This is a genomic window from Chloroflexota bacterium (assembly GCA_038040195.1).
Taxonomy (GTDB): Bacteria; Chloroflexota; Limnocylindria; order QHBO01; family QHBO01; genus DASTEQ01.
In genome coordinates this window covers 629,262-644,807 of sequence record JBBPIR010000001.1, presented here as the reverse complement: position 1 = coordinate 644,807, position 15,546 = coordinate 629,262, and the positions used below count along the sequence as shown (strand labels likewise).

Sequence of the window (15,546 nt, the reverse complement as noted above, 5' to 3'; positions counted from 1 at the left end):
TCGATCTCGGGATTGAAGTCTTCCGCGCGGATGCTAGCCTCCCGCGGATGGCCGGCGGCGTGACCATAGCGAAGATCCCTGCGGATCAGGACGCTGGGCCGGCAGCGGTGCAGTTTGGCCTTGCGCTCGCACTCGTTTGCGCCGCGATCGTCCGGTTCGTGCCGTTCGTGGGCACGGACTTTCCGCTAAATGACGGCGGCCTGTTCGCGACCATGATTCAGGACCTCGTCAACAATCGACTCCTGCTGCCTGCGTCCACCACGTACAACGGGCTGGACATCCCGTTCGCCTACCCACCCCTGGCGTTCTACGTCGCCGCTCTCGCAAACCAAGCATTCGGATTTGAGATCCTCGACGTCCTCCGTGGCCTGCCCGTGGTTCTGAGCCTGGCCACCGTCGTCGCGGTGTACTGGCTTGGGCAGGGAATCATCGGGTCCCGGACCGGAGGCATCTTGGCTTCCCTTGCCTTCGCCCTCTTGCCGAGCAGCTACCAGTGGATGATCACCGGAGGGGGCATCACCCGCGCGTTGGCGTTCCTGCTGGCCATCGTTGCGTTGGGGATTGGATGGCGTCTCCTCCGCAGCCCGGAGCATCGATGGTGGACGGCGGTGATGCTCGGGCTCGTCGGAGGACTGTGCGCCCTCGCTCACCCCCAGGCGGCGGTGTTTCTGGCGACCAGCCTGTTGGTGTTCCTCCCATGGGCGGCCAATTGGAGACACGCGGTCACGCGCGTGGCCGTTTCGGGAGTGATCGGACTGGCTGTGCTGGCGACGTGGCTGGTCCCGGTGTTTGCGGTCCACGGTGCGCAACCGCTCATCTCCGCGATTCGAAGTGGCAACCCTGGTTCGGAGGGTCTGGCTCAGCTCTTCTCGCTCCGATTCACTGACCTGATCATCTTCGATCTCATCACGATTGCCGCGGTCGTCGGGCTGATCCTGGCGGTGAGAAAACGCGAAGTGCATGAGCAACATCCAGGGCCCGACCGCCGACGGCAGCCCGGTCCTTTTCACCGACGGCGCGCCTTGATGCTGCCAATCTGGCTCGTCGTGATCTGGGTCTTGGATAGCCGCGCCGGCTTTGCGTTTGCGATGGTCCCCCTGTCGCTGCTGGCTACCACTGCTTTGCTCGCCCTGAGCACCGCGTGGCTCCCGGCAGGTGACACACCTCCATTCGCCCATATCCGGGGCCACCCGCTCGGCGCGACGTTCATGCTCGCGGTCATCGTTGGGCTGGTCTTCGCGAACTACTTCTCTGGACTGCGCCAAACTTCACCTCTGCACGCGATGAGCAGCGAACAGAGGCAGGCCATCGTCTGGGCCGGCGAACGTACTCCGGGGGATGCGGTCCTCGCGGTGGTCACGGGCAGCAACGACTGGGAGATCGATGCCGTTTCCGAATGGTTGCCCGCCATTGCCAACCGACGCAGTGCCGGAACCGTGCAGGGCTACGAGTGGCTCGGCGACGCGGCCTGGCAGCGCCAGCTGGACGCACACGCGAGCCTTCAGGCCTGTGCGAGCGACGTGCTTCCTTGCGTCCTGGCCTGGGCGGACGAGTTCGACTTCGCGGTGACCCACGTCTTCATCCCCAAGGGAGCGCTGCATGGCCCGCTCAGCGATGCCGACTGCTGTCCGGCTCCGCGCCACAGCGTGGAGCTGGTTGACGGTGCTCGAGTCGTGTACGACGGGCCTGGGGCGACGGTGATCGAGCTGCCCTAGCGAGCGGCGCCCGCTCTGTCGTTCACCACGAAGATCGAGGCGCCGGGACCGTCGTACAGGAGGGCATATTGGTCATCCGCGGCCAGCGCTCCACGCAGTTCGGCGCAACAGTCGGATGGCGAGTTCGGCCCGTGCAAGGGGCCCGAGGGCAGGTACAGGTAGTCGGCCGGCCACTCAGCCAGCCATTCCCGGACGCAGCTGACCGAAGCAGGGTAGACACAGGCCTGGAGGGCTCGATGCGCCGTGACCTGGGCGTAGAAGGCGGCCTGGCCAAGCCACTCCGATCCCTGCACCGTGGCCACCGAGCGGTGGCCGGCGAGGAGGGGGAACCACTCGGAGTCCGGGTCGCCGGACCACTGGCTGTCGGTGATCACCGCGAATGTGGCGTTCGGATCGGTGTTGTCGGACACCCACGCCTGGGCCTCGCGCCGTTCCGGGCTGAGGGCGTGGACGGGAGCGCCGGGATTGAGGACGGTTGCCGCCGAGGCAATCCCCTCGATGAGCAAGCATGCGGCGAGGACCGCCACACCGATCGTCGGAATCCAGGGTGGGGCCGCGGGATGGTCAGCGGCGCCGGACTCCGCGCCGCGGGCAACGAGGGCCGCCAGGTCGACTGCGAGGACGCCGATCAGCATCCCGAACGGGATCATCGCGTACTGGTAGGACAACGCCAGCGACGCGGTGAGCCACAGGGGCAGGAACCACTTGCGGCGGATCAGGGAAAGAACCGCCAGCGCGACGCCGAGGATGGCCAGCGGATCGGTGAAGGGGACTCCGGTGACGCGACCGGCGAATAGCGCGAGCAGCGCAGCGAGCGGATTGGGACCGTTGCTGGGCACGTCGGTCAGGGCGCCGACACCGTGGCGCGAAACGACGATCACCACCCAGGGCAGGACGACGAGCGCCGCGACGCCCAGGGCGCCCGCCGCATGGACGATGGACGAGCGCGTCCGGCCCTCGAGGATCAGCAGCAGCACGCCGCTGATAGCGGCGAAGACCGCGGCCCCCGGATGAACAAGAGCGGTCACTCCGGCAAGGAGCCCCACGACTACGGCCCCGCGACGAGTCGGCTGACGGACCAGCACCACCGTCTGCCAGATGGCGAGGACGGCCAGCAGCAGACCCGGTGACCTGGTGACCCCGCCACCCTGGATCATCCAAACGTAGGACGCCGGCGCGAGCGCATAGGCCAGGACCGCCATCGCACCTCCGAGGTCGGACCGCAAGATGGCACGACCAAGGAGAAACACCGCGGGCACGATCAGTGTGCTGGCGACCAGGGGCAGCCACCGGAAGGTCGCGAAGAGGTCCGCCCCGAACATTGCCTCGAGGGCCCCCGCGCCATAGAACGCCAGCGGCGGATACACGAATGGCAGGTCGGTTCCGTTCCAGGTGACGGTGGCCGGCAAAGCCCAGCCCGCGTCCTGGATGGCGTGGGTCATGGCCAGGAACAGGCCGCCGTCGTTGACCGGGAAGTCTGCCAGGAGCACCGGGATGGCGCGGACCACCAGGCCGGCGACGGTGACCAGGCCGATGAGCAGCCAGGGCATCCGGGCGGGCTTCGGCCGACTATCGGTCACGGCGGACATTGGGGCAGGTACAGGACCTGGCGCTCGTCGCGGAAGGCCTCGCACCACTCCGATCCGTCGGGGAGCGGCCCGTCCAGCAGGCCACGGGTCAAGGTGGCGGTCGGCGGCCAGAGCATGGCCTCCACCCCGTATTCGGCCAGGAGCTGCTCCCAGCCGGGATCGGCCCCGCGGATGGCGCTGTAGTCCTCGAGGACGGACTGGTCATACATGTCATTCCGGCCGTCGATAAATACCCGTGCGCCAGCGTCGTGGCCGGACCAGATGACGTAGCCTCCCCAGCCGTACTCGGCCAGCACACGTGCGCCGGGGTTGGTTTCGAGTAAGACCTCCATGCCGGCAGCCGGGAAATCGGCGGCGATCGACTCCTCGAGGTCAATCCCGGGCGTGCTGGGCAGCACGACGACCGCGCTGACGACGACCACCACCACAGCGGTGGCGGCCTCCATCAGCCGGCGAGCGCGGACCTGGGACGCGGGCACCGGTCCGGCCGCCAGCCGCGCTGGCCAGCGCTCGGCCAGGGCGAAGGCCACGACCGGGACTGCCCACACCGCGAGGAGCGGTGCGTTCCGGAGCGAGAACAGGCTCATGGCCACGCCGCCCAGGGCCAGGATGCTCATCCAGCCGGGGATGCCGGCGACGCGAACACCGAGGCCCACCAGCACCACGATCAGGGCCAGCAGGCCCCAGCTGCCGGCGTGGTGGAAGTCCGGCGACTGCCACTCCTGGATGAAGGCCAGCCCCCAGTCGCCGGAGTCCACGTATCGGAGCGGGTACAGGACGCCGACTGGTCCAGCGGGGGTGAGCATGACCCCGAGCAGGCAGCCGACGAGCGCAATCCCGATCCAGGTGCGCCCCATGCGTCCGGCCATCGGGGTGCGGCCGGCAAGCGTGAACAGGGCATAGAGGACCACCACTCCCAGGCCCACCACCCAGAGGCCGTGGAGGTTCGCCCACAGGATGAACAGGGGGATGAGCCACAGGACGCGGCGAGGTCGGGCCGCGTCCAGACCCCAGAGGAACACGACGAGTACGGCCATGAGCAGCCAGCTGATGGCCTGCGGCCGGATTGTCACGTAGGGGATGAGGACCCACGCGGCCAAGATGCAGGCGAGGGCAGCCGGCCGAAGGGGGACGCCTCGCCGAACGATCGCTGCGAGGAGGACGGCCAGCAGGGCGCCAGGGATGAGTCCGAAGACGACGAAGGGGACCATGACGGATGGCCCGCTGAAGAGGAGGTACATCAGCACCTCGCTCAGCCACTCGTGGAGTATCCACGGCTGGCCGAACCAGGTGAACGAGAATGGATCGGTGGTGGGGACCTGCCCGTTGTCCACGATCAGCTGGCCAGTGCGGATGTGGGTGAAGAAGTCAGGGTCGGTCAGGCCCTTGGCCAGCACGATGACGACCATGATCCCGGCCAGCCCGGCCGCGAACACGGCCGCGGTGGAGGGGAGCCTCAGCACGCGGGTGAGTCTAGTCGGTGCCTCCGCGCACCGGCATGACCTGAAGGTACCGATCGCCTCGCGGGCTTCCCCGACCTCCGTCACGCATGGCAGCATGGCCGCGTGACCGCCTCCACCGGGCGTGCCGCCAGCAGGCGAACCCTGGGCGAGACCCTGCGGCGCGCGTGGCTGTCCGATCCCAGCCTGATCATCCTGGCCGCGGTCGCGTTCCTGCTGGCGGACGTGGCCATCGTCTACATCGCGGCCCGCGGCGACTTCGCCATCGACTTCACGTGCTGCTACCAGCAGGCGGGGCAGCGGCTGCTCGAGGACCCATCCAGCCTGTACGACTGGTCCGATACGTATCTGTTCCGCTACTCCCCGTGGGCGGCGGTGCTGTTCGCCCCCCTCGCCTCGCTGTCGGAGACGGCCGCGGTGTGGCTGTGGCTGGCAATCAAGGTGGCGGTGGTCGTGGTCGTGGCAGTCGGCCTCGCCCGGCGGTGGTCGGGAGACGCCCGCTGGCTGGTGGCGGGCATGGTCCTGTTCTTCCCGCCCATCTGGCACGACCTGGCCCTGGGCAACGTAAGCGTGTTCACCGTGGCGGTGCTCGCGGTCCTGCTCGCCCGGCGCGATGGCGTCGGGGGTGTCATGTTCGGCCTGCTGCTCATCCTCGCTCCCAAGCCGCACCTCCTGCCGCTCGCGATCTGGCTCGCCGTCCGCCGCCCGCGGGACGCGGTGGCGGCGTTGGCCGTGGCCGGGGTGTGGGCCATCACCGGCGTCGCGGTCTTTGGCCCGGAGCTCTGGCTGGCCTGGCTCGAAACCTTCCGCGAGCCGCTGGAGCGGACATTCACCGCGAACATCGGCTTCAGCGGTCTGCTGGGCCCGCCGGGCGTGGTGGTCGGCGTCGTCGCCGCGGTGGTCGTCGGCGCCGCAGCCGTCGTCCGCCGCGGGGACATCGGTCTGGGCCTGTCCTTCGTTTCGGGAATCCTGCTGGGGCCCTATACCTTCATCCACTACCTGTCGGGGCTGGTGGTGGTCATCGATCCCGTCCTCCGTCGCCGGCCGCGCTGGCTGGCGCCCTACCCGTGGCTCCTGATCGTCTTCCCGCTCATTCCGCTGTGGCTGCTGGCGCTGGCGTGGACGATGTGGCGGACGCCGGCTCCGACCGGGGATGTCGAGGTGGCGGCGGAGCCGCCAGCAGCAGCGCCAGGTTGACGAGGAGAACCCGCGGCAAGGCCACCAGCTGGGCAATGGTGGCGAGCAGCCACCCGTACCGCGTCTCCGCGTAGCGCCAGGCCAGGGCGAGGACGACCAGGAAGCCGATCACCCACACGGCGGGATGGATGGCCCGCAGGCTCATGCCCGGGATGGTCTCGGCGGCGGCCGGGTCGTTCAGATAGTAGGCGATGAAGTCGCCGAGCCACGGCAGCTGAACGAGGAGCAGGACGGCGCAGGCGGCGGCGTACAGCCCGGTGGCCCGCCAGTCGCGCCGCCCGACGAACCAGACCAGGCCGATGACCGGGTGGATCTTCAGCATGGTGGCGACGGCCAGGGCGGTCGGGCCTACGGCGGGAGCCAGGGCGGACGAGCCGATCCGCCCTCCCCAGGCGAGCGGCGTGATGGCCAGGAGCCACACCACGATGGCCTGGGAGTTGCCGTTCAGCAGCTGCTGACCCCAGGCCCCGATCAGGAGGGCGGGGACGAGCAACCCGGGAAGCCCGGCCGTCCGGTACCACAGCCAGATGGTGGCTGCGGTCGCCAGCGCGAGGAGGCCGTACCACAGCGGCGGCCAGCCGAGGACCGGGATGACCATGGCCAGCAGCGGCGGATACCGATACTGGTTCTCCTGCCCCAGGTCCGACTGACCCGAGTACGGGTTCTCGCCCGACCACAGCAGCTCGCCGGCTCGCTGGTAGGTCGCCAGGTCCTGGCCGATGACCGTGGTCGGTGCCAGATAGACCGCGCCGGCGATGCCGAGCGCGAGGTACAGACCGATGAGGACCGCCCAGCCCAGCCGTGACCGCTGCACCGGGCGAGGCTAGCACCGGCGAGGTGCCTAACCAGCGGTACGAATGGAGGGGATTCGGGGCGCCGGCGCGGTCCTAGACTCGTGGCCATGTTCCGTCTCCAGGATCCCGGCATTCGGGTCCAGCGCATCCTGCAGGCGGTCGCGCTGGGCTTCGGGATCGCTCTCGCCATCCTGAGCGTGCACACGGGAATCCTGTGGACCGACGGCCAGGTCTACTGGGAGGCGGGCCAACGCGCCGCCGCCGGTCAGCCCCTGTACCCGGCCGGCGTCGATCCGGAGACGGCATACAAGTACGCACCCTGGTTCGCCTGGGCCTGGGCGCTGCTGACGTTTCTGCCCGAGCCGCTTGTCGCCGGTGCCTGGACGGTCGCGATGGTCGCTGCGTGGGCGCTCCCCACCACGGCGATGCTGCGGATGGGATGGGCCGGGCGAGCCGTCGCCGCGCTCGCCGCTCCTCCGCTGCTGATCGCGGCATTGGGAGGGAACGTCCAGCCTGCCGTGGTCGCGCTGCTGTGGGCGTTTCTCGACCGGCGCTGGGGCCCGCTGGCCATCGGTCTGGCTGCCAGCCTGAAGCTGTTCCCGGCGCTGTTCGCCGTGACCTACCTGGCGCGGCGCGAGTGGGGTCGCGCGCTGACAGCCCTTGTGGCCGGCGCGGTCCTGTGGCTGCCGGTCCTCGCCTACGAATTCGACGCGTATCCGTCCGCCATCGGTGGAGCGCTCAGCCTGTGGGTGTTGTCGCCGGTTGTGTACATCGCCGCCGTCGCTGTGGCCGCGGTCTGGGCTCTTCATCGGCCGTCGTGGCCGGCCTCAAGCGTCCTCGTCATCATCGGCGCCAGCGTTCGCTTCATCCCCTATCACCTCGGCTACCTGCTCTGCTCGGTGCCGGCCGCCAGTCAGCCGTCCGGTGATCGCGAGGGACGACGTGAGTCCGCCTAGGCTTGCGACGCGCATTTGGGCGCGCCGCCAGGTTCTGGGCTGGGGCGTCTTTGCCGGAGCGCTGGTGTACTCGATTCTGGTGCTCACCGGGAACGCGCGCTACCACGGGGACGACGTCACTTTCCTGATGGGGGATGCCGCGGCGTACTACTACACGGCCACGCCGTACGACTGGACCGACGATGCGGAGGGCGTTGGCGAATTCCGCTATGCCCCAGCATTCCTCTGGGTCACCGCCCCCCTCCGGCTCCTGCCGTGGGAGCTGTTCGCCGCCGTGTGGTTCGGCCTGCACATCGCCGTCCTGCTGTACCTCCGGGTTCCATGGATGCTCGCGTTCATCCCGGTGATGGACGATGCGTTGTGGGGGAACATCTACACGTTCCAGGCCCTGGCGGTCGTTCTCATCGTCCGGCACGGAACGTCGAGCCTCTGGGCCACGGTGCTGCTCACGAAGGTGACTCCCGGAGTCGGGCTCGGCTGGCATCTCGGCCGCCGTGAGTGGCGAGCCTTTGCCACGGCGCTGGGGGTGACCGTGCTCATCATCGGGATCGGTTTCGCCGTCAACGCCGAGATCTGGGCAGAGTGGCTCGCGGCGCTTCGCGCGGCTCCGGAGAACTACCCGGGAATTGGCGACTCCACCACGCTGCTCATCTTGAGGATGGCGATTGGCGGGGCGATCGCCGTCCTCGCCGGGAAGACCGGCCGAACGTGGCTGCTCCCGATCGGCATGCTCGTGGCGGTCCCGGGATTCTTCATCTACTCGTTCGCGCTCTTGCTGGCGTCGGTCGTGCTCTACCTGGACGCCAGGGCGGCCAGGTCAGCTCAGCCGGGGGTCGTGGCGACCTTGGCCGGACAAACTCAAGGAGCATCATGAGGAAGTAGTAGGGCAACCAGTACGGGCTGATGGCGACACTGGCCAGGCCCAGGCGCCCGCGCCAGGTGAGCCACAGTGCGAGGGCCAACCCGATCGGGACCCACACCAGGCCGATGAACCGCGAGGGGCCGTAGTTGAAGTCGCTCGTCAGCTCGGGTCCCACCCGGAACAGCGCATCGAGCCATTCCGCCGCGTACCCGCTCGCGACGACGATGGCGGCGTGAGCGACGAACAACAGCAGGAACGGCAGCCGCCACTGCGGCCGGTTCCACAGGATCCAGGTCGCGAGCGGGATCATCAGTGGGCGCGGCACGAGGAGGGTGAGCGCCAGGAACAGGGCCGTGGCTGGGCCGTTCCCGCGGAGCGCCCAGGAGCCGGTCACCGCGATGAAGATCATCAGGTTGCCGGTCTGGATGTCGAACCAAAGCGGGAACGTGATCAGGCACACCGCGACCAGCCACCACGATCGGAGGAAGGGCAGGACCGCCACGTGGAGGACCTGCCACAGCCAGAGTGGCGTGAGCGTGACGAAGCCGAGGATCCACGCCGCCACCGGCGACCAGCGGAACGCGTACGGATACTCGAACTCGTACAGGGTGCCGGTGCCGACCCGGCTGGCCGCCTCGATGAAGTTCTCCCAGTCGAAGGCGTAGTAGCCGGTGAACACCGCCTCGACGAGGGGGATGATCGAGTACAGGCTGAGCGCCGCCGCGGCCGCGAGGAGCGCGGCGAGCTGCAGGGATGGCAGCCCGTGCGGGCCGCCATGCCACGATAGACTCACCCGCGATGTCGCGCGCGCCACGCCCATGATCCGGCCCCGCGGCTCCGACCTGCTGCTGCTGACCGTCGCGGCGCTGGTCGCGCGGATCGCGGCCGCTCTCCCGGTCGACTACGCCCCCTATACCGACCCAGCCTACTACGGCATGGTGGCCGAGCAGCTGGCCGCCGGTCACGGGTTCTCGGCCCCGGTCCTGTGGTCCTTCCTCGAGGTCGGCGGCCGCCTCCCGGCCGACCTGGGACTCCCCGTTCCGAGCAACGGGCACTGGATGCCGCTGACCTCGATCGTGGCCGCCGCCGGAATGGCCCTCTTCGGGCCGGACCTGCGGGCCGGGCAGGTCCCGATTGTGATCCTGGGCGTCGCGCTGGTCCCGTTCACGTACCTGGTGGGCGTGGATCTGTACCAGTCCCGACGGGTGGCGGTGGTGGCCGGGGTGCTGGCGATCTTCGCCGGGCCTCTCCTGATCATGTACCCCACCATCGACAACTTTGCGGTCTTCGGGGCCGCCGGGGCGGTCGCCATCTGGGCGGCCATTCGAGCCACCCGACCTGGGCCCTCGGGGTGGTGGCTGGTCGTCTCCGGCGCAGCGGTAGGCCTCGCCACCCTCGCCCGGGTGGACGGCCTGCTGCTCGGCACCGCCCCGCTTACAGCCTGGCTGGTGGACCGCGGGTGGGGACCGTGGACCGATGGGGGTTCGCGCCGGCTGGGCGCCGGCGCCCTGGTCCTGGCGGCTGGCATCGGTCTCGCCGTCATGGCGCCCTGGCTGGCTCGCAACCTGGCCACCTTCGGCTCGGCCTTCCCGTCCGCCGGTGGCCACACCCTGTGGATCACCAGCTACAACGAGCAGTTCTCGATCAGCGCCGACCCGACCTCGGCCTCGTACCTCGCGTGGGGCTGGGCCAACATCATCGGCTCCAAGCTCGCCACCTGGTGGGAGCTCATCTGGAGGACGGTCGTCCTCCTGGGCGGGATCTTTGGGTTCCTGTTCTTCGCCGGGCTGTGGCGCGAGCGGCGCCGCGTCGAGGTCGCCCCCTTCTTCGCCTACTGGCTGGTGATGTTCTTCGCCATGGGGGCGGTCTTCACCTTCCACGCCCCGCACGGCGCGTACTACCACTCGGCCGCCGCCTGGCTGCCGTTTGCGATTCCCATGGCCGTGGCCTCAACCGGCCCGGTGCTCACCGCACTCGGCCGCTGGTGGGCCTTCCTCCGACGCCCACCCACCCATCGGTTCGTGGACGTCGCGGCCCTGGTTGGTGCCATCGTCCTATCGGTCATCGGCTCGCTGACGCTGTACAACCTGTGGGACTACTCGCACGGGCGCGAGGAAGCAGCTGCCACCTACCTTGAGGAGGCCGGCCTGACCGATGACACCATCCTGTATGGCGATCCGTCGTCCCTGTGGCACCTCACCGGAAACCCCGGGGTGCCCGCCCCGTTCGACCCGTACCCGGTGATCGAGCAGGTCGTGCGCGCCTACGACGTCCGCTGGGTGATCGTGACCCTGCGCGAGGGCGGGACCAGCGATCCGCTTGGACTGTGGTACGGCTGTGCCGCGCAGGACAGCGCTGACAACAACGCGTGGACCGGTGGCCCGGACACGACGGCGACTTGGCTGAGCTGTGAGCCGGTGTTCGAGACCGAGGGCGTTCGGATCTTCGCGGTGGTGGATGACTAGTCAGCTGGGGGCTGTGTCGCGGCCGCTCGCGTTCGTGCTGCTGGTCGGCGTCGGCCTCGCGGCGGTCGTGCGGCTCGTTCCGGCGCTGCCTGGCCCCCTCACCCCGGGCGATGGGGGCCTGATCGTGGTCATGGTCGATGACCTCCGGCGTGCCGGATTCGTGATGCCGCCCGTCACCAGTTACAACGCGGCGGACATTCCGTTCGTCTACCCCCCGCTCGGCCTGTACGGCGCCGCCCTGCTGGGCGAGCTGCTGAGCCTGTCCAGCCTGGACAGCGTTCGGCTCGTTGCCACCCTGCTGTCGTTGGCGACGGTGGGCACCTTCGCCGTGCTTGCCCTGCGCCTCCTCCCGGCGGGCGCGGCGGCCGGAGCGGTCCTGATGTACGGGCTCATGCCCCACGCCTACGACCCCATCGTGGCCGGCGGGGGCGTCACGCGCGGGTCGGGCGTCCTGCTGGCCATGCTGGCCATGTGGCTGGCGGCGACGCCGGGCGGTGTCACGGCCCGCCGGGCGGCGGGCGCCGGTGTCCTGCTCGGCCTGGCGGCGCTCGCCCACCCCCAGACTGCGCTGTACGGCGCGGCGGCCTCGACCGTCCTCGTCTATCAGCCGGGCGGCGTGGCGCTGACGGTGAGGCGAGTCGTCACCATGGGCGTGGCCGCCTTCCTGGTCACCCTGCCCTGGCTGCTGGTGATGGCAAGCGTCCATGGGCTAGGCGGAGTCCTGGCCCCGGGGTATCGCTGGGACCCGGCACTCGGCGCGATCAGGCTGCTGGGCCTGACATTCTCGGGGTCGGGCTTCACCGACCTGTTCCTGGTGGTCGGTGTCATCGGCCTGGCCGTCGAGCTCCTCCGACGCCGGTGGCGGCTGCCGCTGCTGCTGGGCTGCCTGATTTTCGCCGGGGAGGCGGACTTCATCGCTGCCGTGCCCTGGTCGCTGCTGGGAGGCGCGGCGTTCGCGTTCGTCCTCGAGGGCATCGGCCCGATGGTTTCACGGCGTGACCGGGCGCTCCGAGCAGGCGTGGCCCTGGTCGCGCTGTTCGGGGCGCTGGTCAGCAGCCTGGGCTCCGTGGTCGACGACACCTCCCGGCTGCAGCGGGTGAGCGACGACCAGGCAGCGGCCATGGCCTGGGTTCGCGACGAAGCCGAGCAGGACGCTCGGTTCATCGTCGCGAGCGTGGTCGGCTGGGGCGCGGACGAGATCAGCGAGTGGTTCCCGGCCGTGGCCGAGCGCCAGAGCGTGGCCACCGTCCAGGGCAGCGAATGGCTGGGTCGGGATGGCTTCCGCGCCCAGCGTCAGCGGCATCGGGACGTCATCCGCTGCACGCCATCGACGGTTCAATGCATGTTCGATTGGGCGGACTCGGAAGGCCTGGCTGATGCGTGGCTCTTCATCCCCAAGGGCCAGGTGAACGGGCCGCTCTCCCCCAACGACTGCTGTCCGGCGCTGCGCGAGACCGTCCGCGACAGCACGCACTACGAGGTCGTGTACGACGGTGCAGGCGCCACCATCGCTCGTCCGCGCGACTGAGTCGCCGCGGTCTCGTCTCATGCGGCTGTGGAGCAGCCGACGCTTCCGGCTTGTGGTCCGGGCCCTCGCGCTGGGGTGGATCGTGTTCTTCTGGCTCTGGCTGATCGGGGCCCAGTCGAACTTCGCCGAGGTCGATGCCGAGGCCTACTGGGGCTTCTCCCTGGACGAGCTCTACCGCGACGTTCAGCTGGGCGACCAGGACGCCTTCCTGTACTCCCCGGTGGTGGCCTACCTGTTCGTGCCCTTCTCCTCACTGCCGTGGGAGGTCTTCTACGCCATCCTGGCGGCGGTCAATCTGGCGGCGCTGGTGTGGATCCTCCGACCGGAGCTGGCCGCGCTGTCCCTGTTCCTGGTCCCGGTGTCCAACGAGGTGGCCCGGGGCAACATCCACATCCTGATCGCGGCGGCGATCGTGCTGGGCTTTCGCTACTCCGGGACCTGGGCGTGGGTGCTGCTCACCAAGGTCACGCCGGGCGTCGGACTCCTCTGGTTCGGGGTGCGCCGAGAGTGGCGGGCGCTCGCCATCGCCCTGGGCGTGACCGGCGCCCTGGTCGCCGCCTCATTCGTCCTCACACCCGATCTGTGGTTCCGCTGGTTCGCGGTCCTGACCGGGAGCGTCGAGATCACGCGCCCATCCGTCCTCGAGATACCCGTCCTGCCCCGGCTCGCAGCGGCCGCCGTTCTCATGGCCATTGCCGCGTGGCGCAGCTGGTTCGTCGTGGTGCCGGTCGCCGCCATGCTGGCCCTGCCCGCCATCTGGGTGAACTCGCTGGCGATGCTCGTCGCTGTCGTCCCGCTCTTGCGGTACTCGACCAGACATCGCTCGGCGCCCGCGCCGGGCGAATCGGCGAGCCCAAGCGCGACGGAGTAGTACTTCCGGGTCCCGAAGTACTGTTGACCGCGCGCACAGCACGCCGGGAGGATGGGCCGAGGGTCCGGTACCAATCGGGCCCTAGTACCTCCCCGAGGATTGAGCGTGGCTCAGGCCCCCGATCGCACTGGCATCGTTCAAATCGACCGTCTCAACGCGCAAGCCGCCGAAGGCCTTGGGCGCGAGGCGCGGCGCCTGCATCGGCACGCCGAGCGGGCGCGGGCCCTGTATCGGCGCCGGCTGGGCACCTGGCTCCAGCTCCGCGCCCGCCTCGACCAGCGTCCCACGGGTCGCGCGAACGGCGCGGCCGCGACGAACGGCGCCGAGGCCGGCGCGGGACTCGAGGCCGACCACGAGGCATTGGTCCGTGAGCTGGCCCAGATCCAGCACCGGCTGAAGCGGCTCGAAGTGGCCGCGCGCCAGCTTGACCTGCTGGTGCGCTACCTGTCAGCCACCGACCCGACCGCGGCTGAACCCACGCTCGACACCACCGACGACTCCGCGGCCGCCACGGCGCTGCGGATCATCCACGCCCAGGAGCAGGAGCGCCAGCGCCTGGCCGAGGAGATCCACGACGGGCCGGCCCAGGTCCTGACCAACGCCATCTTCCAGGTCGAGTACCTCGACCGCGTGGTGGGGAGTGACCCACGCCAGCCGACCGCGCGCCGGGCGACCAGCGCCCACGCCCGCACCGAGCTGGCGCTCCTGCGCAGCATGCTCCGCGACGGGCTGGAGGAAGTGCGCGGCACGATCGCGTCGCTTCGGCCGCCTGCGGTCGACGTGGGCCTCGCCGCCGCGTTGCGCGAGGCCGCCGGCGAGTTCCAGGCCCGCAACGCAATCACGGTCCGGGTCGAGGTGGATGGCATCGACGCCGGGCTGTCGCCGTCGGGCCGCGCATCGGTCCTGCGCATCGCCCAAGAGGCACTTCAGAACGTCCGTAAGCATTCGGCAGCCACCGAGGTCCGGATCAGCCTGGACGGCACTCAGCTCGTGATCGCCGACAACGGGCGTGGCTTCGACGTCATGCGCCTGGCGACCGGCGTGACTCGCAACTTCGGCCTTCAGTTCATGCGCGAACGCGCGGACCTGATGGGGTCGGAGCTGCAGATTGAATCGCGGCAGGGCGAAGGGACGCGGATCCTACTCCGCCTCCCGGAACCCGTCCGCTAGCATCGGGGGCAGGGGATGAAGGTCAAGGAGGAGAACGTGGCACGAGCCAAGACAGCCCCGGTCGAGACCGATTCGGTCGGAACCGAGGAGATCCCGATGGAACGCCGCACCGGGCGTGACCGCCGAACAACGACGGAAAAGACCCGCATCGTCATCGTCGACACCCACACCCTGTTCCGGCGAGGGGTGCGCAACATCCTCGAGCTGGAGCCGGACATGACAGTCGTCGGCGAGGCGGGGAGTGGCCGGGAGGCGATTGCCGTGGTCGAGGAGCTGACCCCGGACGTGGTCCTCATGGACCTCACCCTACCGGCACCCAACGGCATCGAGACCACCCAGCGCATCAAGCGCGAGCTGCCGCACACCGGCGTGATCGTGTTGGCCGGCGGCGACGACGAGGAGCAGCTGTTCGACGCCATCAAGGCTGGCGCCGCTGCCTACGTCCTCAAGGACATCGACCCCAGCGACCTGGTGGCCATCATCCGCCGGGTTCGCGCCGGCGAGTACCTCATCAACGACAAGGTCTTCAGCCGGCCGGCGGTCGCCAGCCGCGTCCTGAAGGAGTTCCGCGAGCTGGCCGTCTACGGCTCCGATGCCCAGCCCATCTTTGCGCCGCTGTCGCCGCGCGAGGTGGAGATCCTGGACAACATCGCCCAGGGGATGACTAACAAGCAGGTCGCCTACACCCTGGGCATCAGCGAGCAGACCGTGAAGAACCACATGTCCAGCATCCTGCGCAAGCTGAGCGTCAACGACCGCACGCAGGCCGTCGTGTATGCGATGCGCCAGGGCTGGATCAAGCTTCCGGAGGACTGACCGCCACTGGTCCGGTGCCGGTCGGTACGGGAGTGCCATTTCGCTTCCCGCCAGACCAGCACAGGATCAGACCACGTCCTCCTGGATTATCCAGGCGGACCTTCATCGGGCGAGGGCCGGCGC

General features: G+C 69.4%; 12 protein-coding genes. 9 read left to right on the top strand and 3 right to left on the bottom strand.

Going from position 1 to position 15,546, the window contains the following annotated elements; all coding sequences use genetic code 11:
• The first annotated feature begins 59 nt into the window (after positions 1-59).
• Positions 60-1,715 carry a hypothetical protein gene (locus AABM41_03250; GenBank protein MEK6191325.1) on the top strand — a complete coding sequence of 552 codons (1,656 nt, stop codon included), beginning with the start codon at positions 60-62 and terminating at the stop codon, positions 1,713-1,715.
• Here AABM41_03250 and AABM41_03245 read toward each other — a convergent pair.
• Both AABM41_03245 and AABM41_03240 read right to left on the bottom strand, forming a co-directional pair.
• Complete coding sequence (locus AABM41_03245) at positions 1,712-3,295, bottom strand: glycosyltransferase family 39 protein (GenBank protein ID MEK6191324.1); 1,584 nt, start codon at positions 3,293-3,295, stop codon at positions 1,712-1,714. The genes AABM41_03250 and AABM41_03245 overlap by 4 nt on opposite strands.
• On the bottom strand, positions 3,292-4,767 hold the full coding sequence (locus AABM41_03240) for a hypothetical protein (GenBank protein ID MEK6191323.1): 1,476 nt from the start codon (positions 4,765-4,767) through the stop codon (positions 3,292-3,294). Before AABM41_03240 ends, AABM41_03245 begins: the two co-directional genes overlap by 4 nt.
• Positions 4,768-4,869: 102 nt before the next feature.
• Between AABM41_03240 and AABM41_03235 the strand changes: the two genes are divergently transcribed.
• Positions 4,870-5,961 (top strand): glycosyltransferase family 87 protein, encoded by a 1,092-nt coding sequence (locus AABM41_03235; GenBank protein ID MEK6191322.1) that lies wholly within the window; start codon positions 4,870-4,872, stop codon positions 5,959-5,961.
• Here the strand turns inward: AABM41_03235 and AABM41_03230 are convergent.
• Positions 5,855-6,775 carry a hypothetical protein gene (locus AABM41_03230; protein ID MEK6191321.1) on the bottom strand — a complete coding sequence of 307 codons (921 nt, stop codon included), beginning with the start codon at positions 6,773-6,775 and terminating at the stop codon, positions 5,855-5,857. The two genes, AABM41_03235 and AABM41_03230, sit on opposite strands and share 107 nt — an antisense overlap.
• Before the next feature lie 87 nt (positions 6,776-6,862).
• On the opposite strand from AABM41_03230, the gene AABM41_03225 reads away from it, so the two are divergent.
• The 7 genes from AABM41_03225 to AABM41_03195 all read left to right on the top strand — a co-directional run bounded on the left by AABM41_03225 (position 6,863) and on the right by AABM41_03195 (position 15,423).
• Entirely contained in the window at positions 6,863-7,711 is an 849-nt protein-coding gene (locus AABM41_03225; GenBank protein MEK6191320.1) for a glycosyltransferase family 87 protein, read from the top strand.
• Positions 7,698-8,585 carry a glycosyltransferase family 87 protein gene (locus AABM41_03220; GenBank protein MEK6191319.1) on the top strand — a complete coding sequence of 296 codons (888 nt, stop codon included), beginning with the start codon at positions 7,698-7,700 and terminating at the stop codon, positions 8,583-8,585. The genes AABM41_03225 and AABM41_03220 overlap by 14 nt, the downstream gene beginning before the upstream one ends.
• An 806-nt stretch (positions 8,586-9,391) precedes the next feature.
• Positions 9,392-11,038 carry a hypothetical protein gene (locus tag AABM41_03215; protein ID MEK6191318.1) on the top strand — a complete coding sequence of 549 codons (1,647 nt, stop codon included), beginning with the start codon at positions 9,392-9,394 and terminating at the stop codon, positions 11,036-11,038.
• Entirely contained in the window at positions 11,031-12,566 is a 1,536-nt protein-coding gene (locus AABM41_03210; protein ID MEK6191317.1) for a hypothetical protein, read from the top strand. The genes AABM41_03215 and AABM41_03210 overlap by 8 nt, the downstream gene beginning before the upstream one ends.
• Positions 12,532-13,437 (top strand): glycosyltransferase family 87 protein, encoded by a 906-nt coding sequence (locus tag AABM41_03205; protein MEK6191316.1) that lies wholly within the window; start codon positions 12,532-12,534, stop codon positions 13,435-13,437. The genes AABM41_03210 and AABM41_03205 overlap by 35 nt, the downstream gene beginning before the upstream one ends.
• A 105-nt stretch (positions 13,438-13,542) precedes the next feature.
• The gene (locus tag AABM41_03200) at positions 13,543-14,607 is read left to right on the top strand and encodes a sensor histidine kinase (protein MEK6191315.1); all 1,065 of its coding nucleotides are present in this window, start codon (positions 13,543-13,545) and stop codon (positions 14,605-14,607) included.
• A 15-nt stretch (positions 14,608-14,622) separates the two neighbouring features.
• Positions 14,623-15,423: a response regulator transcription factor gene (locus tag AABM41_03195; protein MEK6191314.1), complete on the top strand. Its 801-nt coding sequence runs from the start codon at positions 14,623-14,625 to the stop codon at positions 15,421-15,423.
• Positions 15,424-15,546 lie beyond the last annotated feature (123 nt).